At 52.9% G+C, this 20,998-nt stretch carries 14 protein-coding genes; 1 reads left to right on the top strand and 13 read right to left on the bottom strand.

Features of this window, described 5'->3' with window-relative positions:
• Positions 1–126: 126 nt before the first annotated feature.
• The 11 genes from rlmD to JUF13_RS01550 all read right to left on the bottom strand — a co-directional run bounded on the left by rlmD (position 127) and on the right by JUF13_RS01550 (position 15,043).
• The gene (gene rlmD, locus JUF13_RS01500) at positions 127–1,494 is read right to left on the bottom strand and encodes a 23S rRNA (uracil(1939)-C(5))-methyltransferase RlmD (protein ID WP_203637421.1); all 1,368 of its coding nucleotides are present in this window, start codon (positions 1,492–1,494) and stop codon (positions 127–129) included.
• Between the two features lie 74 nt (positions 1,495–1,568).
• Positions 1,569–2,579 (bottom strand): diacylglycerol kinase, encoded by a 1,011-nt coding sequence (locus tag JUF13_RS01505; RefSeq protein WP_125765115.1) that lies wholly within the window; start codon positions 2,577–2,579, stop codon positions 1,569–1,571.
• 17 nt (positions 2,580–2,596) lie between these two features.
• Entirely contained in the window at positions 2,597–4,018 is a 1,422-nt protein-coding gene (gene gatB, locus JUF13_RS01510) for an Asp-tRNA(Asn)/Glu-tRNA(Gln) amidotransferase subunit GatB (RefSeq protein ID WP_125765116.1), read from the bottom strand.
• Positions 4,018–5,487: an Asp-tRNA(Asn)/Glu-tRNA(Gln) amidotransferase subunit GatA gene (gatA, locus tag JUF13_RS01515; protein ID WP_203637422.1), complete on the bottom strand. Its 1,470-nt coding sequence runs from the start codon at positions 5,485–5,487 to the stop codon at positions 4,018–4,020. The genes gatB and gatA overlap by 1 nt, the downstream gene beginning before the upstream one ends.
• Complete coding sequence (gene gatC / locus JUF13_RS01520) at positions 5,488–5,799, bottom strand: Asp-tRNA(Asn)/Glu-tRNA(Gln) amidotransferase subunit GatC (RefSeq protein WP_125765118.1); 312 nt, start codon at positions 5,797–5,799, stop codon at positions 5,488–5,490. It lies immediately after the preceding gene.
• A 237-nt stretch (positions 5,800–6,036) separates the two neighbouring features.
• Positions 6,037–7,182: a CamS family sex pheromone protein gene (locus JUF13_RS01525; protein ID WP_203637423.1), complete on the bottom strand. Its 1,146-nt coding sequence runs from the start codon at positions 7,180–7,182 to the stop codon at positions 6,037–6,039.
• A gap of 22 nt (positions 7,183–7,204) precedes the next feature.
• Positions 7,205–9,238 (bottom strand): NAD-dependent DNA ligase LigA, encoded by a 2,034-nt coding sequence (gene ligA, locus JUF13_RS01530; protein WP_203637424.1) that lies wholly within the window; start codon positions 9,236–9,238, stop codon positions 7,205–7,207.
• Positions 9,239–9,259: 21 nt separating this feature from the next.
• Positions 9,260–11,521: a DNA helicase PcrA gene (pcrA, locus tag JUF13_RS01535; RefSeq protein ID WP_203637425.1), complete on the bottom strand. Its 2,262-nt coding sequence runs from the start codon at positions 11,519–11,521 to the stop codon at positions 9,260–9,262.
• 694 nt (positions 11,522–12,215) lie between these two features.
• Positions 12,216–13,364, bottom strand: coding sequence for an ATP-grasp domain-containing protein (locus JUF13_RS01540; RefSeq protein ID WP_203637426.1), 1,149 nt, complete (start codon positions 13,362–13,364; stop codon positions 12,216–12,218).
• A gap of 109 nt (positions 13,365–13,473) precedes the next feature.
• A complete protein-coding gene (locus tag JUF13_RS01545; protein ID WP_203637427.1) occupies positions 13,474–14,049 on the bottom strand; it encodes a xanthine phosphoribosyltransferase in 576 nt (191 codons plus the stop codon).
• An 85-nt stretch (positions 14,050–14,134) separates the two neighbouring features.
• Positions 14,135–15,043 (bottom strand): 1,4-dihydroxy-2-naphthoate polyprenyltransferase, encoded by a 909-nt coding sequence (locus JUF13_RS01550; RefSeq protein WP_203637428.1) that lies wholly within the window; start codon positions 15,041–15,043, stop codon positions 14,135–14,137.
• Between the two features lie 661 nt (positions 15,044–15,704).
• Between JUF13_RS01550 and JUF13_RS01555 the strand changes: the two genes are divergently transcribed.
• Positions 15,705–16,682, top strand: a complete 978-nt coding sequence (locus tag JUF13_RS01555; protein WP_203637429.1) for a polyprenyl synthetase family protein — start codon at positions 15,705–15,707, stop codon at positions 16,680–16,682.
• A 57-nt stretch (positions 16,683–16,739) separates the two neighbouring features.
• Here JUF13_RS01555 and cydC read toward each other — a convergent pair whose 3' ends face one another.
• Complete coding sequence (cydC, locus tag JUF13_RS01560) at positions 16,740–18,476, bottom strand: thiol reductant ABC exporter subunit CydC (protein WP_203637430.1); 1,737 nt, start codon at positions 18,474–18,476, stop codon at positions 16,740–16,742.
• Entirely contained in the window at positions 18,473–20,206 is a 1,734-nt protein-coding gene (cydD, locus tag JUF13_RS01565) for a thiol reductant ABC exporter subunit CydD (RefSeq protein ID WP_203637431.1), read from the bottom strand. Before cydD ends, cydC begins: the two co-directional genes overlap by 4 nt.
• Positions 20,207–20,998: the final 792 nt, after the last annotated feature.

Consider the following 20,998-nt stretch of genomic DNA (forward strand, 5'->3'; position numbering starts at 1 on the left):
ATCGTCTTAAAGGGCCATCTTGGGTCATTGGCTTCCAGAATCATTTAGCAAGCAAGCGATTTTCAATTAAATAAGTGCGCACAAAAAAACATCCGCCCCATAAAACAGGCGGATGTCAGTAGAAAATTACTTCTTAACCAACACGGTCACAGATTCAACGTGTGGGGTTTGTGGGAATTGGTCAACGGGTTGAATTGGCCCGTCGATTTCATAACCGAGTTCCTGGAACCGGGCCACGTCACGCACCAGTGTTGCTGGGTTGCAGCTGACGTAGACGACCTTCTTAGGACCCATCTTGGCAGTGGAAGCAATCAAGGTTTCGGCCAGACCTTTACGTGGGGGATCAACCACCACGACGTCGGGCTTGATGCCGGATGCTTGCCACTGGATCATTTGGTCTTCAGCCTTATCCACGAAGAAGTCCACGTTGGTCAAATGGTTCTTTTGCGCGTTGACCTTAGCGTCTTCAATGGCTTCGGGCACGATGTCGACCCCGTAGACTTGCTTAGCGTGCTTAGCCAATGCCAGGGAAATCGTCCCGATACCACAGTAAGCATCGATGACGGTTTCAGTCCCGGTCAGGCCAGCCTTGTCGATGGCCATTTGGTACAGCTTTTCAGTCTGCTGCGGGTTGACTTGGTAGAATGACCGCGCGGAAATGGCGAAGGTCAAGCCCATCAAGGTGTCCTCAATGGTTGGCTTGCCATACAACGTCCGGGTCACGTTCCCCATGATGACGTTGGTCTTCTTGGCGTTCACGTTCAAGACGATGCTGGTAACTTCAGGCAAGGCCTTGTGAATTTGGTCGACCAGTTGGTCCTGACTAGGCAATTTCTGTTGACGACTGATCAGTACGATCATCATCTCGTGACTGTAGTAACCACGACGAACCATGATGTTGCGGATAACACCCTTGTCACTGATTTCGTTGTAAGCAGGAATTTCAAATTGACGCAGCAAATCGCGAACCTTCACGATGGCGTCGTCGATGGCGGGGTCTTGAATGTAGAAGTCCGTCAACGGAATCAATTCATGACTGTGTTGCCGGTAGAAACCGGTCTCCAATTGGCCCTTAATCATGCGAACAGGAACTTGCGCCTTGTTCCGGTACTGGGTGGGGTTAGCCATGCCCAGTGTTTCAGCGACGTCAACGTCTTGGTGGGCCTTACTGAAGAGTTCTTTGATTTGATGTTGCTTGAAGGCCAGTTGGGCTGGGTAAGCCAAGTGTTGTAACGGCGCGATACCGGTTTGCCGGTAGGTCTTGTCCACGTCCTTGACCCGGTCAGCGGATTCCGTTTGCCAAGAGATAGCCCGGGCAAAGCCGTAATGGCTCTGAACCTTGGTCACTTGAATGGTAATCTCTTCGCCAGGTAAGGCGTTTTCGATGAACAATGGGAAGTCGTCGACCTTAGCCACGCCCATCCCCTGGTAAGTCAGGTCGGCAATGGTCACGTCAAGTCGTTCGTTTTTACTTACTGGTGCTTTTGTTTTCATATTAACCTCAATTTCTTTAATGAGAAAGGGATTTTGCTGCTCATTCGTCGCGCAAAATCCCTCCCAGTTACTCTCTAGACATCAGTGTCTTGGTCTTCCGGCAAACTCTCGACTTGCTTGACGAAGTTTTGCTCCGCCGCTAACAATTCGGGAGATTCACTAGTGACCGCCGAATCCGGAATATCATCCAGATTGGCATACATTTCAATGTGTTGCCGCAGGTTGCGGAACTTCATCGGTGCATCCCCACCATACTCGCCGTCCAGGTTGATCATCATCCGGTCTTCAACGGGCCGGGCAATCACCTTACTGGTCTTCTCGTAAATGATGTGGGGATCGTTGATATGCTTACCCCCGTTTAAGACTAAGCCCATCAACCGCAAGATTTCCGGCATGCTGGCCGTCTTCACGATGATCATGGTAAATTTACCATCATCCAACGCCGCGTCGGGCACAATCTGCTCGAACCCGCCAATGGAATTGGTCAGCGCAAGGAGAAACATGGATGCCTTCCCCCGGAAATGACCGCCATCATAGGTCAGATCCATTTCGATTGGCTTGATGCGGGGCAAGAGTTCTGCCCCCTTCATCAGGTAGGCCAGGTACCCGAAGATAGACTTCAGGTTAGATGGCACGTCGTAGGTCAACTCGGTCAACAGACCCCCACCCGCAATGTTGATGAAGTAGGTGTCACTGGCCTGACCAATATCCATCTTGATGGTTTGGTCCTTCAGCACGACCTTCGCCGCCGCCAACGGATCTTCCCGTGGGATGTGTAACGCCCGGGCATAATCATTCGTGGTACCGGCAGGAATAATGGCCATCTTCGGACGATGAGGTAAGCCAGCCAAGCCGTTGACGACCTGGTTGATGGTCCCGTCGCCCCCGGCTGCCACGACGAGTTCGAACCCGGCTTTAGCTGCCCGGGTCGCCTCATCGCGTGCTGAATTTGGTGCGGGTGTCGTGGCGTAGGCACTGGTTTCATAGCCTGCCTGCTCAAACACCGCTAAAATATCGATTAGGTCTTTCTTCAACGCCTCGCGTCCTGAAGTCGGATTATAAATGACCCGTGCCCGTTTACGCATGATGTGCCTCCAATGTTCTATTGCTGTAATGCCGTCATCAACAATTTGTTAACAACTTGTGGGTTGGCTTGACCATGAGTTTGCTTCATGATTTGCCCAACTAAGAAACCAACGGCCCGTTTCTTCCCGTTGTTAAAGTCTTCGATGGATTGTGGATTAGCTGACAAGACATCATCAATGATGGGTTGTAACTTCGCTGGATCTGACAGTTGAACCAGACCGTGAGCTTCCACGTAAGCCTTAGGTTCTTCACCATCCGTGATGGCCTTGAAGACCTTCTTAGCCATCTTGCTGGAAATGGTGCCGTCAGAAATCAAGTTGATCATACCGGCCAGGTTGGCTGGGGTCAGCTTAGTGGCTTGCAAGTCAACTTGCTTCTCGTTCAGGTAGGCGTTAACGTCCCCTTGCAGGTAGTTAGCGGCCATCTTGGGATCAGCCTTTAAGGCAACCGTGGCATCAAAGAAGTCAGACATTTCCTTGGTCTGGGTGATAACCATAGCGTCGTAGTCCGTCAAGCCTAACTCGTTGACGTAACGTTCGCGCCGTTTCGTTGGCATTTCTGGCATGGCAGCGTCGAGTTCCTTGATCCAGTCATCACTGATGTTCAGTGCTGGTAAGTCTGGTTCTGGGAAGTAACGGTAATCATCTGAGCCGGCCTTGACCCGCATCAGAATGGTTTCGCCAGTCTTTTCGTCAAACCGCCGCGTTTCTTGTTGCACAGCGCCGCCGGACATCAAGACTTGTTGTTGCCGCTTTTCTTCGTATTCCAACCCACGTTGCACGTAGTTGAACGAGTTCAAGTTCTTCAATTCCGTCTTGGTCCCGAACTTCTCCTGACCCACTGGCCGCACGGAAATGTTGACATCGACCCGCATGGACCCTTCTTCCATCTTCACATCGGAAATCCCGGTGAATTGGATGCGTTGGCGTAAGGCTTCCAGGTAAGCGTAGGCTTCGGCTGGAGAAGCGATGTCTGGCTTCGACACGATTTCAATCAGAGGCGTCCCTTGCCGGTTCAAATCGACGTAGGAGTGGTCCCGTTCATGGGTGTTCTTCCCGGCATCTTCTTCAATATGCATTTCAGAGATTCCGATTTTCTTCTTCACGCCATCAACGTCGACTTCCACCCAGCCATCATGGCCGATAGGCTTGTCGGATTGCGTGATTTGGTAAGCTTTCGGGTTATCTGGGTAGAAGTAGTTCTTCCGGTCAAAGTGGGTGTGTTGTTCCACCGTGGCGTGTAAGGCTAAGGCGGCAATGATACCGTCGGCAACGACGCCCTTGTTGGTGGTTGGCAGAACCCCTGGGTAACCCCAGTCGATGACGTTGGTGTTGGCGTTAGGGTCGGCCCCGTAGGCAACTGGTGATGGGCTAAAGATCTTTGAATGGGTCTTTAACTCAATGTGGACTTCCAGCCCAATCGTTGTTTCAAAGTTCATTAGTTTTGGCCTCCTAACGTGGGTACTTGTAAATGAAAGTCAGTGTTTTGTTCGAAGGCGTAACCCGCTTTGTAGAGCGTGCTTTCGTCAAATGGCCGACCGATGAGTTGCATACCGACTGGCAAGTTGTTGCTGAAGCCAGCGGGTAAGGACAGTCCTGGGAGCCCGGCTAAGTTCACGGGAATTGTCAAGACATCGTTCATGTACATCGTGATTGGATCTTTGATTTCATCACCGATACCGAAGGCCGTGGTTGGTGCAACGGGACCCATGATAAAGTCGTGGTCTTTCAAGACCGCTTTAAAGTCGTTGATAATGACCGTCCGGACCTTGGCCGCCTTGATAAAGTAGGCGTCATAGAATCCAGCGGATAAGGAGAACGTCCCTAACATGATTCGACGCTTAACTTCTTCGCCAAATCCTTCGGAACGAGACTTCACGTAGACGTCTTCCAAGTTCTTCACGTCGTCAGCCCGGTAACCGTAACGAATCCCATCGAACCGTTGCAGGTTAGAAGAGGCTTCGGAGGAAGCGATGATGTAGTAAGCCGCTACCCCATATTTGTTATGTGGTAAGGAAACTTCATCGACCGTGGCGCCTAACTTACGGTACGTGTCAGCAGCAGCCAAGATGGCAGCCTTGACGTCCTCGTTGACCCCTTCGGCCAAGAATTCCTTTGGCAAACCAATTCGCATGCCCTTAACGCTCGTGGCGTCATTCAGGTCGGCAGCGAAGTTAGGCACCGCCTGCGTTGAGCTGGTTAAATCGTGATTGTCATGACCCGCGATGGCACTCAGAACCGTGGCGTTATCCTTCACGCCCCGCGTCATTGGGCCAATTTGGTCCAGGCTAGACCCGAAGGCAATCAGACCCCAACGGGAAACGCGGCCGTACGTTGGCTTCATCCCGACAATCCCATTGAAGGCAGCGGGTTGACGAATAGAGCCACCGGTATCTGAACCTAGCGTAACGGGCACTTGGCCTGAGGCAACAGCGGCCGCAGAACCACCTGAAGAACCACCGGGAACCTTGGTTTGGTCCCAAGCGTTCTTGGTCGTCTTGAAGGCAGAGTTTTCGGTTGACCCACCCATGGCAAATTCATCCAGGTTGGTCTTCCCCACGTTGATCATCTGTGCGTCGGCCAGCTTTTCAGCGACCGTGGCATCGTAGACGGGTTTGAAGTTGGCCAAAATCTTAGAAGCGGCCGTCGTGGTCAATCCCTTGGTCACGATATTATCCTTCAGTCCCATGGGAATCCCGGCCAATGGTTGGTCGGCGTTGATCCCTTGAGCATCAATTTTCGCTGCTTGATCTAAGGCAGCGTCTTCGTTTAAGTTTAAGAAAGCATCGATCTGTGGGTCGGTTGCCTTGATGTTGTCGAAGGTTGCTTGCGTTAATTCCTTAGCGCTAAGCTTCTTGGCAACCAGGTCGGCGTGTAGACTAGCGAGATCCTTGTCAAAATAATTCATTTACGCGTTATCCTCGCTTTCATCGATGATGGCAGGTACCTTGATGAAGCCACGAGCTGCGTCTGGTGCGTTGTGCAGCAGGTCTTCACTTTGTCCCCAGTTATCGGCGACGTCCTCACGCATGACGTTGATTTGGTCGGAAACGTTGCTGGTCACGTCAACACCATCGGTATCAACTTCGCTCAGCGTTTCAAACATACCGATAATGTCGTCCAGTTGAGGCGTAAACGCGTCCAACTCGGCATCCGTAAATTCAAGCTTTGCCAAGCCGGCAACGTGTTGAACTTGTTCTCGATTAATTCGATTAGCCATCAATTATCCCTCTTTCTAATTTATCCGCAATTCACCGTTCACTCCGGACTACTCCCAGGGTAAACATACATTAACATTCTACCATATATCCGTGGGACGCCAAAGATTATGACAAGAAAACTTCCATGGAAACGCCACCAGTTTCAGGTAGTCGGTCGCAAACACGTTAAATTTCAAAAAAAGGACCGTTATCCCCTCACCTCGTCATGTGGTGAGCAGGACAACGACCCCTATTTTTTAATAACTGTTAAAGACGTGACTCGTGAACTTCTTCGAGCCGGTGGTCCGGTTCAAGAAGCTTTGCACGCCGTCCGTCGATGACACCGTAATGTCAATCGGCACCCCGGATGGCAGGTACTTTTGCGCGGCCGTCTGGAGATACTGTGTGAAGCTGATGATTTCCGTTTGACTGTAGAACTGCGTCTGGATGTTAACGTGCATCCCCGTCAGCGATTTCCCATTGTAATGAGCCTGTGCGGTGACCCCGCTCAAGTTCGGGAAGAAGTTTTGCACTTCTGTTTTGAAGTTTGAGAAGGAACTTTCATCGTTGCTGTTCGGGCTGCTCTCGCCACTCTCAACGGGGAAGACGTAATTCTTCTCACCTAACGCCGTCCAACTGGAGACGCTCGTGGCGCCGGCCTTGTTGTTCGAGTAGGCAATGAAGTCGCCCCCGACCAAGCTATCGTTTGAGGCTTGCCGGTAGATGGCAATGACGATTGGTACGTTCTTCAGCGCTGACTTCTTCCGCAACCGCTTGAGGACGGTATTGGCCGCCTTCTTAGCGTACGCTTCACCAGCCGCCTTGCTGATCTTGGTTTCAAACGTGGCCCCGTACTGGGTCTTCTTGTAGTAATCCACGGAGTTGACCGCGATTCCAATCGTGACCCCGCCCAGACTCAGCTTGTTGTTCTTCTGGGTCATGTAATCTTGTTCTTCTAAGGCCTGAATGTAGATGGGGTTCCGGCCAGTAGACGACGTTGAGCCGTTACTGGTGGGGTTTAATCCCGTGGCATTCGACTTAGATTTCCGGTCCAACCAGTTCTGAACGGTGGATGCCGTCAGATGCTGGCCTTCTTGGAAAACATACTTCTTGGTGGAGAAGACTTTCTTCGAGACGTTCAGCATCCCGTTTTCAAAGCTCTTCAGGTTGTACGTGTTCCCAGAGTCTTGACTGTTGGTCACCCCACGCGATTTACTCGTTTGGTAGTGGCCACTCTTAATGACCCCTTCGTAATCACCATCGCTGCTTTGTCCCGTTAATTGGGTTCCCCCGGACTTACTGTTGCCGGAAGTTCCGGACATACTGGAACTACTTAAATTGCCACACGCGGCCAAAAATAACGGCACCGCGGCCAACGCAATAAAGGTTCGTAACCGTTTCACGACTTGTTTCCTCCTAAAGTCATCATTTCGTTTCGTTCATCGCTGCCTGTAGTTGCGCTTCGTTCCAGACTGGAACGTTGAGCGACTGGGCTTTGGTGAGCTTGCTACCGGCGGCTTCACCCGCAATCAGTAGATCCGTCTTCTTGGAGACGCTCCCTGTGACCGTAGCCCCATGTTGTTCGAGCCAGGCGGTCGCTTCTGGCCGACTCAGCTCCTGGAGCTTCCCGGTCAACACGATGCGCTGACCAGCAAACTGGCCCTCCGTATCCACGGGCGTTGCCGCCCCACTGGTATACGTCAGGTTGACCCCGACCGCACGGAGTTCATCAATCAATTCACGAACCTGATCACTGGCAAAATAGGTGACGACGCTGTCAGCAATGATGCCACCAACCGTGTCAATGGCAGAGATGCTCTCGCTATCAGCTGCCATCAGACTACCAATGTCACCAAATTCAGCCGCAATCGACCGCGCGGCTTTAGCCCCCACGTGGCGAATACCTAAGCCAAATAGCAAACGTTCTAATGAATTATTGCGACTATTATCAATCGCTGTCAAGAGGTTTTGGGCTGACTTCTCCCCAAATTTATCTAAAGTTAATAATTGGGCGGTCGTCAGCCGGTAAAGACTGGCCACATCATCGACCAATTTACGGTCAAATAATTGGGCTACAATCTGGGGACCTAAGCCGGCGATGTTCATGGCATTCCGGGAGGCGAAGTGATTCATCCCCTCGGCCAATTGGGCGGGACACCGCGGATTGATGCATCGTAGTGCCACTTCCTCATCCAGGTGGACCAGCTTCGCCCCACAGGACGGACAGTTCGTGGGGATGGGATAAGGTTCCGCATCCGCTGGTCGTTTAGCCGCCACAAACTGAGAGATTTCGGGGATGATATCCCCAGCCTTGTGCAACAGGACCGTGTCCCCCAACCGAATGTCCTTAGCCGTCAGGTAATCGGGGTTGTGCAGGGAGGCCCGCGCAACCGTGCTTCCAGCTAAGGCAACGGGCGTCATGACAGCGGTTGGCGTCACAATACCCGTCCGGCCGACCGTCCACTCGATGTCTAAGACGGTCGTCTGAACCTCTTCAGGTGGGAACTTGTAGGCAATCGCCCACCGCGGCACCTTGACCGTCGCCCCGATTGCCCGTTGAAGCGGCAATGAGTTGGCCTTGATCACAATGCCATCGATCCCATAAGGCAGGTCGGACCGTTGTCCCTGGTAGCGGTCGATATAGGCCGCCACGTCGTCCATGTTGTGGGCAACCTGGTAGGCCGGATTCGTGGTAAAGCCGAGTTCGGCCAGTTCATCCAGCAAGCCACTCTGGCTTCGCGTATTTAACGGCTCATAGTCGGCGATGTTATACATGAAGGTCGCCAGCTTACGGTCGGCGGTCACCTGCGTATTTTGTTGGCGCAGGCTTCCCGCCGCCGCGTTCCGGGGATTGGCAAATGGGGCTTGACCAGCCGCCTCGCGCCGCTCATTCAGCGCGAAAAAGGCTGCCTTAGGCATGTAGCATTCGCCCCGCACATCAATCGTCAATGGCCGGCTCAGAGTCTGGGGAATGGACGGAATCGTCTTCAAATTGGCCGTAATGTCCTCACCAATTTGCCCGTTGCCACGCGTCGAGCCTTGCACGAATTCACCGTTTTCATACCGCAGTGAAATGGCCAGGCCATCAATCTTTAATTCACAATTATAGTCAAAGTCCTCGTCAACATTGCCACGAAGGCGTTCATCAAATTCCTTGAGCTCGTCAATGGAGAACACATCCCCCAACGATAACATGGGAATCTCATGGGTCACCTTAGGCAGGTCGCCCCGCGTGGTGCCCCCCACGTTTTGGGTGGGTGACTCCGGCGTCACGATTTCTGGAAAGGCCGTTTCCAAGGCGACCAGTCGGGCATAAACGCGGTCATACACGTCATCTTCGACCGTTGGCGCATCCGCGTTGTAATACTGTTTGCCCCAGGTAATCAATTGGGGCCGGAGCTCTGCTGCCTCGGCAGCGGCTTGCTCCGCCGTTAAGGTTTTAATGGGTTTGTCAGTCATCAAATTCCTCCCACGTCACACTTATTTTTCGACTCGCTTAATTGGGGCGAAGGCGGCTAACAACCGCTTCACACCCTGTTCTGGAAAGGCAATGTCCAATTCGGCATCTTCACCGGTCCCGTTGACCTTGACCACGGTCCCGATGCCCCACTTCTTGTGGCTGGCCTTATCGCCAACGCCCCAGCTAACTTCACCGGCACCCGTGCCAGTTGACTCGATGACCCGGCCGGTCTTGCCGGCATATGGCTTGGCAACCGCACTGGCCGTCCGCCGAGCAAATGGCACGTCACGCCGACTTGGGGTCAAGCCGGATTGCGTTTCGCTGTAGTCTAAGTGCAGCAACTCTGGATCAATTTCGGTCACGAAGCGGGACTGCGGGTTGGTTTGACGCCGACCGTACAGCATCCGCGAGTAGGCGTTGGTCAGATATAGCTTGGTTTGGGCCCGGGTAATCCCCACGTAGGCCAACCGCCGCTCTTCTTCCAACTCGTCGTCTTCCAGCATGGCCCGAGAGAGTGGGAAAATCCCTTCTTCTAGTCCCATCAGGAAGATGACGGGAAATTCTAGCCCCTTAGCCGCGTGCAGCGTCATCAGGGTTACCTCAGCGGGTTCCTCTTCAACATCATCTTGCGCGGAAACTAAGGCCAAATCGGCCAGAAATTCAACCAGTCGTTCTTCCGTTTCATCATGATCGGCGTTATCCCAATCATCATCAAACTTCTGCGTCACGGATAGGAATTCTTGGATGTTTTCGATCCGGGTCTCCGCCTCTAGGTTCTTGGCCGCAACGGCCTTCAAGGCGGCCATGTAGCCGGTCTGATCCAACAATTCATTGGTGATTTCGGAGACGCTCATAGTGGCGGCCTTGTCTTGCACGGCCCTCAGCGTCATTCCAAATTTCTCCATGGCATTGCGAATCCGCGCACCCAGGTTCGTAGCCAGCGCAATGTTTTGCGTAGCTTCTAACTCGGTCCAGTCATGCATTTCCGCAAAATCACGGAGCTTTTCGACACTCGTTGCGCCAATGCCCCGCTTAGGTTCATTGATGATCCGTTCCAGGCTCATGGAGTCGGCTGGATTGGCCACCAACGTCAGGTAGGCCAGGACGTCACGAATTTCCTTGCGGTCGTAGAACTTGTGCCCCCCGACCATGGTGTACGGAATGTTGGTCTTGACCAGCGTTTCTTCAATCACCCGGGATTGGGCGTTGGTCCGGTACAAGATGGCAAAATCGCCGTAACCGCGGTTGTGTTGCTCGCGTTCTTCTTGAATCTTAGCGACCACGTAATGGGCCTCATCATTTTCATTTTGACCCCGGTAATACGAGATCTTTTCCCCTTCCGGATTGTCCGTCCAGAGATCCTTTTTCTTCCGGTTAACGTTGCGTTGAATCACGTCGTTGGCGGCCTTCAAGATGGTCTTGGTCGACCGGTAATTCTGCTCCAGCAGCGTGACGTGAGCAGCGGGGTAATCATGTTCAAAGTTTAAAATATTTTCCATGTTGGCACCCCGCCAACCGTAGATACTTTGGTCCCCATCCCCAACGACACAGAGGTTGCCGTACTTCTTAGCCAACAGGTTGACCAGCGTGTACTGGGCATCGTTGGTATCTTGGTATTCATCAACGTGAATGTACTTGAATTTTTCTTGGTAGTAACCCAGGACTTCTTTATCTTGATTGAAAAGTTTGATAGTCAACATGATCAGGTCGTCAAAGTCCATCGCTTGGTTGGCCTGCAGCTCGCGTTGGTAACTCTCGTAGACCGTCGCCACCGTCGTTTCAAAGGGATTCCCAGCGGCTTCACGCATCATCGCTGGTGTTTGTAAGGCGTTCTTGGCGTTTGAAATGGCCCCTAACACGGACCGGGGATCAAACTTCTTGACGTCTAAGTTTTGTTGCCGCAAGACCCGCTTGATCAGCGTCCGTTGTTCTCCGGGGTCTGCAATCGTAAAGGCTCGGTTATAGCCGAGCTTATCGGCATCCCGCCGTAAGATCCGCACACACAGGGCATGGAACGTGGAGACCCAGACGTCGTTGCCATCTGGTCCCAATAATTTGATGACCCGTTCGCGCATTTCCTTGGCGGCCTTGTTCGTAAAGGTAATCGCCAAGATGCGCCACGGCATCACGTTGTTGTGCTCAATCAGGTAGGCGACCCGGTGCGTTAACACCCGGGTCTTCCCACTACCGGCACCCGCCAATACTAACAGCGGTCCCTCCGTCTGAAGGACGGCCTCCGTTTGCTTATCGTTCATGCCAGTTAACAATTCTTCTCCTGCCACCGTGAACACAGTCCTCTCTGTAATTAGTCTTGAATAGTATACCAAAAAAACATACGTTCTGCTGGAAGTGTCCCCGACATTTCAAAAGAAATTTTGGAGACCGCTGCCATAATTTTAGCGGTTAAAAAGCCGTGCACACCAATAAACGCACCCAATCAGCCAGCCGGGTGATCAGATGCGCAATGTCACTGTTTTTATTTGTCGTTGTTGGCGCCTTACCGGTCGGCGAAAATAAACCGGAACGCTGTGGGCGGACACCTGAAGCCAAAGTGCGGTCTTCAGGCTCGCTTTGAGCCTCAAAAGACGAGTCTCAAAGTCGCCAATTCTCTAAACGGTCAGGATCAACCGTTAAGAGAATTCCCACGGCTGAGTTCATTTTCGCCGACCTCACGGCTGACAGCGGATTAAAAACGCGACATGTCCGCTGCCCTCTCCTCAATCCAGTAATGGCCACTGCCAAACAAACTTACCGGCCGTCACTGGGTTAACGGGATATGAGCCGCAGGGAGAGTGAGAATGGGCTTAGCCGTGGGAATGTTCTTAGCGGCGGTCTGTGCCGGTTAGAACATTGATATCTTTGAGACACCTGGGTGGCTCAAAGTAAGCCTGGAGACCGCTCTTTGGCTCCGGGCGTTCGCCCACAGCGTTCCGGTCCCATTCTCACTCTCCCGGAGGCACCAGTCCCCTGTTAACCCTAGTCGACAGCTGGGTCGGTTGGGGTGGACCAGATTGCGGTGTCGTCTAGCTGGTCAAGCAAAGGTTTAACCGCTGTCCCCTGCACGGAAATGTGCCCCACCACGTCATCATCGGCGGGTTTGCGCAAATGGTAGAAGGTGAAGTGCCAGTTGGCCTTGATCTGCCACTGGGTTTGGATAGCCGTCAGCTGACTGGTCGTAAAGTTGGCCGTGACTGCCGGCGTCAGGATCGTTGGTTGGGCCAACGGTAACCCACAAACGGCGCGCATGTGTTGTTCAAATTCGTCGACCGTGGCGGCATCCCCGAAGACGTACCCCGTCTCGCTAGGTGCGGCCACAATCTTTTTCACGTAAATTGCGCCACTGCTGGTGAGATAGAAGGAAACTTCAAAGACCCCTACATAGTTAACGTTTTTGCCGACTTCACTCGCAATCCGGTGAATTTCACTAGCCACGTCGTCATCGAGTTGTGCGGGAACCCAAGTCTTCTGAGCGCGGTCATTGACCGACTGCACTTCCGTGATTGGAAAAGCTTGTTGGTTCCCCTCTTGATCACGGGCAACGATGATTGAGAATTCTCGATCATAAGCAATTTGGGATTCCAAGATGTAGGTTCCCCAATCGAGTAACCCCGCCGCCTTGGCAATATCCGTTTGCGTCTTGATGACTAACTCACGGCCGTGGGACCATTCTTTTTGAATGGGTTTTAAGACACAGGGATAGCCAATGGAATTGACGGATTGGTACACGTCATCCAAGTTGATGATCGTTGCGTACGGGGCCACGTTCACATTTAATTGATCAAAGAAGGCCCGTTCTAACAACCGATCCTGCATCATTTCCAGCATGTCTGCGCCCTGTGGAATCCGGGTGAACTGCGCTAAAAATTTGATGACGTCCGTGTCCACACGGTCCGAATCGTACACGATGGCCGCACAACTCTCAGCAAAATGCTGAAGTTTGTCGCGATCCTTCGCGGTGCCAACTGCCTTGAAGTCGGCTAATTGTAGCGCCTCACTCGTTTCGTCAGCGCCATACGCCCCAACACGCAACCCCATTTTCCGGGCCGTCGTTACCAACATTGCCGCGTTAGCGCTGTTACCAATCACCCCAACAGTATCTCCAGGATATAAGACCGTGTTCGCCAATTTACTCCCTACTTTCTACCTAAAATTAATTTTTTCGTCAGTGTTAAAGATTGAAACCATTCACTTTTTATTCTAAAGTTTCCCAAGTGATTAAACAAGTTAGATGCGCCTAATCCTGGGCAAAAATGACCTGACCATCCGCAAAGGAAGCGATGCTGGCCAATGCCACCAGTGGCACCCCGGCGTCAACGACCATTTTGTGGCCCTTCTGGAAACGTTTCTCGATGACAACACCGACCCCAGCGACCGTGATACCCGCCGTTTCAGCGATATCAAACAGTCCCTGAACGGCTTGTCCATTTGCGAGGAAATCATCCACAATCAGCACCCGATCCTCGGGCGATAGAAAGCGACGGTCAATGGAAATATCGTTGTTGACCTGCTTGGTGTACGAATAGACCTTGGCCGTGTACAGATTATCCTGTAGCGTCAGGCTCTTGTGCTTGCGGGCAAAAATAACGGGAACCTGTAAATGTAACCCAGCCATGACGGCGGGCGCAATCCCAGAAGATTCGACCGTTAACACCTTCGTGATGCCGGCATCTTTGAAATGGCGGGCAAATTCAGCCCCCATCTGGTCCATCAATTGGGGATCAATTTGGTGGTTCAAAAAGTTATCAACCTTCAGCACGTTACCCGGTAAAACCGTCCCGTCCTGTCGAATGCGATCTTCTAAAATTTTCATCGTCTTTGACCTCCAAAAAGTGTTTCTTTTATTCTACCCGATTGCCGCTTAAAAAACAGCAACCTGACCAGACATTTAGGAATGCTTAACCCAACCACAGACCGAGTAATTCCGAGATAACCGTCACCAGCGCTAAGATTCCCAGACTTCGTACGGCCAGAATAAAGGTTTCCTTCTTCACCTGAACGCGGAATAGGCCGCGAACGTTGCGGACGATCAGGGGCACGCTGATCAGCGCCAGCAACGACCATTTGGGCAGGTCGCCCAGCATCACGCTGACAATCAGAGACAGATACCCGATGACGTAGAAGCTGGCAAACAGCCATAAGGCCCCCTGTTTGCCCAAGTAGTAGACAATCGTCTTGCGGTTCAGGCTCAGGTCCTCGGCGGCGTCACAGATGTTATTAGCCAGCAATAACGCGGCAATGGCCATCACGGCGATTCCCGATGCCAATAAAACCCGACCCATGAGCGGCCCAGTAAAGGCGGACGTTTGATAAAGGTTTAAATAAACCGTAATTAGCATAATCATATAACCCATGGTAAATCCGGCAAAGAACTCCCCCGTGGGCGTGCCAGACAACGGCCGTGGCCCCCCAGCGTACAGGTAGCCGACGAGAAAACAAAAGACGCCCATAACCAGTAGCGGCCAGCCGGTCACCCAGACGAGAGTCAGGCCAATGATTCCCGCTACGACCGCCATGCTCGCCATCAGAGCAAAGATTCGGTTAACGGCCAGGTGGTGGGCCCCGATGATGTTGGTATGCTTCTTCCACTCGGCAGCCTGATTGCCCGCCTTGGTATAATCCTGATAATTATCATTGATATCCACGGCCATGTTAAAGAGCAACATCGCCACAAAAAATAACGCGGTAACACCCCAATTCACATGCTGATAGTTAGCTTGGACAAAAATAACGCCCAATAAGAACGGCCAAACAGAGGCAATTTTGGCTTTAATTTCAACGAGTTCGAGAAAGGTACTGACGGTCATACGGATTCCTCCTGAATTTTTATAAGTTTAATATTATTGATTTGGTCTCCGACTTAGTGCTGACATGAAACTGCCAAATAAGCCGAGAAGTATGTATGCTAAATATTTTGTTACGCGATAACTTGCCACAGAAAATGATTGCGTGCGTCCAGAGGGACTAAGGTATCCGAACGGACGTGCCACGGCCTTCACCCTAGATGCCACGCAAATTGGCGGTAATTCTCGCGGGCTAAACCAGTGTCAGCCTCCGGGCTGGTGAAAATGGGCTCAAAGTAAGTCCGAAGACCGCCCCCCAGGCTTCGGACGTGCGCCCACAGCGTCACGGCCCATTTTCACCAGCCCGGAGGCGCAATCAAACACCTAGTTTAGCCACAATTTGATAATAGCCCATACCTGCGGTGAGTTCAACCGCCACAGATATGGGTTAGCCCGTTCACTCAGTCTCCCCAAAATTAGTTTTTACCAATAACGATTACACCAGCGTTACGTCGCTCACCGTCCAGTCTGATAATCCTTGATATCACACCACTTCTCGCCGATTTGGTCTGACTAGTCCACCCAACGTCCTAACAAATTCGAACAACAGAGTAACCTTTATTTGACAACGTTTCCACATGCCGGTAAGATAAATTTTAACGTAACATACATAGCGAGGTGCAAAATGGATCGACAACTTTGGCGGCAATTTCCACAAGTAGAACCGCAATTGGATGCGCTACAGGACTACCTTTTCCGGGCGGTTCAGCTGGATAACCAACCCATCCACAGCAAAATATTAGCGTTGTTAAAATCTGGCGGCAAGCTGTTGCGTCCGGGATACTTTTACCTATTCTCTAAATTTGGGAACCAGGGCACACCGGCGGAATTACAGGCCGGCGCGGCGGCACTAGAAATTCTGCACGTCGGCACCCTGATTCACGACGACGTCATCGACGAGTCCCCGACCCGGCGTGGCGTCCGCACGATTCAGATGAAATATGGCCAACGGAACGCCATTTATGCCGGCGATTTCATGTTCACGGTCTACTTCAACCAGGTCTTGAAGGCCACGGCCGACCGGCACATGGTGCAGGAACACATCGACGCCATGCACCGCATCCTGCAGGGCGAACTCCACCAAATGGACCTCAACTACCGTGAGGACATTACGGTTGACGCTTACCTCAACGAAGTCGCCGGCAAGACCGCCGAGCTGTTTGCGCTGAGTTGCTATACCGGTGCCAAACTTTCCGGCGCACCGGCCAGCGTGGTGGCCATCACCCGTGAGATTGGGATTGCCATTGGCTGTGCCTACCAGATGCTCGACGACATCTTAGACTACGCGGGCGACCCGGCCAAAACCCAGAAGCCCGTCCTGGAAGACTTGCGCTCTGGCGTCTACTCCCTGCCATTGATTCTGGCGATTCCCCAGGCTAAACGCGACTTCCACCACCTGTTGCGTAAGAAAAAGGACATGACGGTGGCCGACATTCAGGCCGTTCAATCGTTGGTCGCCCAGTACCATGGCGTTGCGGCCGCTCGACAACTGGCGCTGGCCCACACGGAAAAGGCGTTAGAGCTGATTCAACAGCTACCTGCTGGCGAGGCACAAGCCGACCTCGAAAAGCTCACGACCATGCTCCTGCGACGTGATCACTAATTGATTAAACTAGTAAAGGGTCATCCCACGTGAGGATGACCCTTTTTGTGTACAAATTTACTTTCCGCGATCCAAGTCGTACAACGCTCTAAATCGGGCATTGTCCCGGTACAGTTCGGCTGGCGTCCCCTGCATGTCGAAGCGGCCGTTTTCAATGAAGCGGACCTGATCGACGTGGTTGATGCCTGCCAAATGGTGCGTGACCCAGATAATCGTCTTGTCGTGGAGCACGCTAAAGACCGTGTCCAGCAAGTGTTGTTCGGTAATCGGGTCCAGGCTCACTGTTGGCTCATCCAAGATGATGATGGGCGCGTCCTGCAAGAGAATCCGCGCCAAGGATAGCCGTTGGCGTTCTCCGCCAGAGAACCGACTCCCGGCCTCCTGGACTTCCGTGTCATAGCCCTGAGGCAGCCGCCCAATCAGGTCATCCAGTTCAACGGCTTTGACGGCCGCGTGAACGTCCGCATCGGTCGCGTTTAAATTCCCCAAGCGCACGTTGTTCATCACGGTCGTGTCGAACAGGTACGGCTGCTGATCCAGCACGCCAAAGAGTTGTGCCCGCTGCTGTTGTAACTGAGCAATCGGTACCCCGTTGAGCGTCACCTGTCCACTCGCCGGCGTTTCATCCCCCAAAATTAACTTCAGGAGCGTACTCTTCCCCGTCCCACTGGGACCCAGCAAGGCTAATTTCTCACCCGGATGGAGCTCTAAGGACAGATCATCAATGACTTGGCGCTCGGCCCCCGGATACGTGAAGGCCACATGGTCCAGCTGTAACGTCGGCGCCCCGTTAATCGTGGTTTGTGGCGCCTGTTCCGGTTCATTTTCATCCAAGCGGTTGACCCGTTCGATGGAATCCTTGTAGACCGGCCACTCGCTGACCCCTTGGCTCATGCTTGAGAACGGTTCGACGGTTGGGAAAAGTGCCAGCCCAAAGGCGGCGACCCAGTTGGCTTCGGCCTGATTGTGCGTGAACGTCAATCCGGCCCACCAAACGATCAGCACGACCGCTGCCCCGAAGACGACCTGAATGGCAAAGTTGCGCCACCACTGAAAATGGTGGTCGGCCCGCCGCAGCGTGGCAATCTCATCGATGGGTTGGTCCTGTTGTGCCAGGAAGGCCGTCCGCCGACCAGAAATCAGCCAATCGCCCAAGCCCAGCACGGAATCGGTCAGTTTGGTATAAAAGTTCCGCTGCACCTGGCGTGCTTGGAACTCGCGGCGACCGTTTACCGTCACGGACAACAGCGGCATGAAGATGACAATCACACCCAGCAGTAGCAGCATCAACAGGCCAAACGCCCAGTTGAAGTAGCCGATACCAATGACCACGAATAGATATAGCAGCCAACCAATCACTAGGGGAAAGACCGTCCGCAGATAAAGGTTTTCAATGTGGTCGATGTCTTCGGCTAAGATACTAAGGACATCCCCCGTCTGGTGTGTTTGGCGAATGGCAACCGCTTGCTTTTCCACGGCCTGATACAGCCGCTTCCGAAAGTCCGAAACGATTCGCAACACCCAGTTGTGACTGGTCAGCCGTTCCGCGTAACGAAAGGCTGGCCGGCCAATCCCAAAGGCCCGGGCGAGCACGATGGGTACGTAAATCATCAAGATGTTGTACGGATGGGTGGCGGCCCGACTAATCAGGTAGCCGGAGTTAAACATCAGCGCGCCCCCGCAGAAGAAAGTCATGAAGCCCAGAAATAGAACCAGCGCCAACAGTTTTCGGTAGCGTCGCAGGTACGGCATGACCCAGTGATCGTGCTTAAATGTCGCAAAAAATCCCTTCATCGTGTCGTCGCTCCTTCCATTTCAGACCGCAACCGAACGTAGGCGCCGTTTCGCTCCTGAAGCTCGGCAGGGGTCCCCTGCTCCACGATTTCGCCGTGGTCCATCACTAAAATATAATCCATTTCATTCATCCAATGGAGCCGGTGCGTCGCGAAGAACACCAAATGGTTCGCAAAGACCGGCATCATGGTTTGTTTCAATTCCACTTCGGTTTCAATATCCAAGTGCGCCGTGGGTTCGTCGAATAGCAGGATTCGCCGCGAATCGTCCAGGAAGGCGCGAGCCAACGCAATCCGTTGGGCCTGGCCACCGCTGACGCCTCGCGCGCCTTCACCAATCTGAGTGTCCAAGCCGGCCGGCAAGGAGGCAATCCAGTCGGTCAATCCGGCTTTGGCGGCAGCAGCATTGACGGCCGCTTCGCTCGCATCCGGCGCATAGAAGGCCAGGTTGTCCCGCAAGCTGGCATGAAACAGGTATGGCGCCTGCGGAATATAAACGAAGCTGCGTTGCCAGGCCTTCTGGTCGAGGTGTGGCACCTGGGTTCCCCGAACGTGAATCTGTCCATCTTGGGGGCTCAGAAAGCCGCCCAACGTGTTGATCAGGGTCGACTTCCCGGAACCAGAGGCCCCAATGATGCCGACCTTTTGAAAGCCATGGACGTCAAACGTGATATCCTTTAGCGTCGCCGCATCCTCGCCATAGGCCACATTCACGTGATCAAAGCGCACGTCGTCGTCAGCCGTCCACACGGGCTCGCGGGCCGGTAAGAGCTCCCGGTCGCTCGGCGTTTCGCGTTGTAAAATATCCAGCACGGCTGTCAACGCATTCTTCCCGTTCAGGGTCGCGTGATAGTCGTTAGCAAAGTTTCGAATTGGGGCAAAATAATCTGGTGCCAGGGTCAAAATGACCAATGCTGGCAGGAGTTGAATCGAATTATTCATCAAGCCAAAGCCCAAGAAAACGGCAATAATGGCGATCGACAGCGTCGTGAAAAAGTCCAACGCAAACGTTGACGTCATGGCAATCGTCAGGGTCGCCATGGTCTTCTTACGATAATCCTCACTGACTTGATAGACGTTGTCCGCATACTTTTCGTTCAAGCCCAACTGCTTCAGGGTTGGCAGACCCCGCAGCGTATCCACAAAGTGATTGGATAGTCGTTGGTAGCCGGCATATTGCCGGTCGGCCTTGGCCTGGGCCGCGAGCCCCAAGATAATCATAAAGATAATAATCAACGGGTAGATAGCCAATAGGAACAGTGCCTCTTTCCACTGGATGAAGGCAATGTAAATCAGCACCAGCCAGGGCGTGATCGACAGGTCCAGCACCTTCCCGATGATCATCATCAGGTAGGTCTGAATCTTGTCGATACCCTCCAGGCCCATGGTGACCACGTTTCCAGTCCCCTTTTCGGCCACCACGCTGGGACCCAGGTCAAACAGCTTGGCCATAAAGTCCTTCCGCAATTTCTTAGTCGTTCGTTCGACAAACGGATACATTAGCCAATCCTTTAAGAGTGTCAACAAATGACGCGCCAGGAAGGCGACCGCAAACACCGCCAACGGCTCGACAATCGTGTCAATCGGCTGTTGTTTCCAGAGCTGAACAATTGCGGCCGACAAGTACTGCGCCTGAATAATAATCATAATGGCTTGAATCACCGTCAGTACCGCCTCAATCGCCGCGGCCGGTTTCACACCCGGAAATTTAAAAACTCGTGAATCAATCAAAATAAAGCCCCCTCACAACAAGTGATAACTCATACTGCCATGATAGCATTTTTTAGGTATCTAAGCGCTACCAATCGCCGCTTCCCAACATCTTTTTGGCAATTTAGTTGGTTACAATTGGTTGAGCTTTGGTGAGTTGTGCGTTGGCGTTCTCGCCTGCGGCAGCTAGATACGCCCCGCCTATGGGGCCCGGCTGAAGCCATAGTGCGGTCTTCACCCTCGTTTGGAAGCTTCACTAAGCCCGTGAATCTTCCAAGCGGCCCGTGCTCTAAGTCCGGCAACCCCAGCCGAACTAAGAGCACCGACACAGGCGTGCGCATCTAGCTGCCTCCGGCTTCACTTGACGTCAACCGCCAAGCCAACCGGTTGTGGCAACAATTGTCCTCAGTATCTACTTCGCTTACTCAGAATCGGTCTTCAATATGTATCGATTTTCCTCTTGAAGAGGCACAACCACCACCGGGTTAAACCAGTGTCAGCCGCAGAGCCGGTGAAAACTGGACCAGCAAAGTCCATGGGACAACCTTTGAGACCGCTCCTCAGGCTCAAAGTTGAGGTGAAAGCCCGCTCTTCGGCTGGAACCGGCCCATAGCCAGGCAGGTTGAATCCACCGTTGGGAACGAACCACAACACGGATCCGTGCTGCTCCCCAAGAAGCACACCCACACACCACGCTAAGTTAAATCACTGTCAACCGCACAGCTGGTGAAAACTGGGCCGGCCGTGGGAGTGACCAGAGGCGGATCAAAGTGCCCCGCTGTGTCGGTGGTCTTGGCTGAGGTCCTTTCTCAG

Source organism: Levilactobacillus wangkuiensis, assembly GCF_016861605.1.
GTDB lineage: Bacteria > Bacillota > Bacilli > Lactobacillales > Lactobacillaceae > Levilactobacillus > Levilactobacillus wangkuiensis.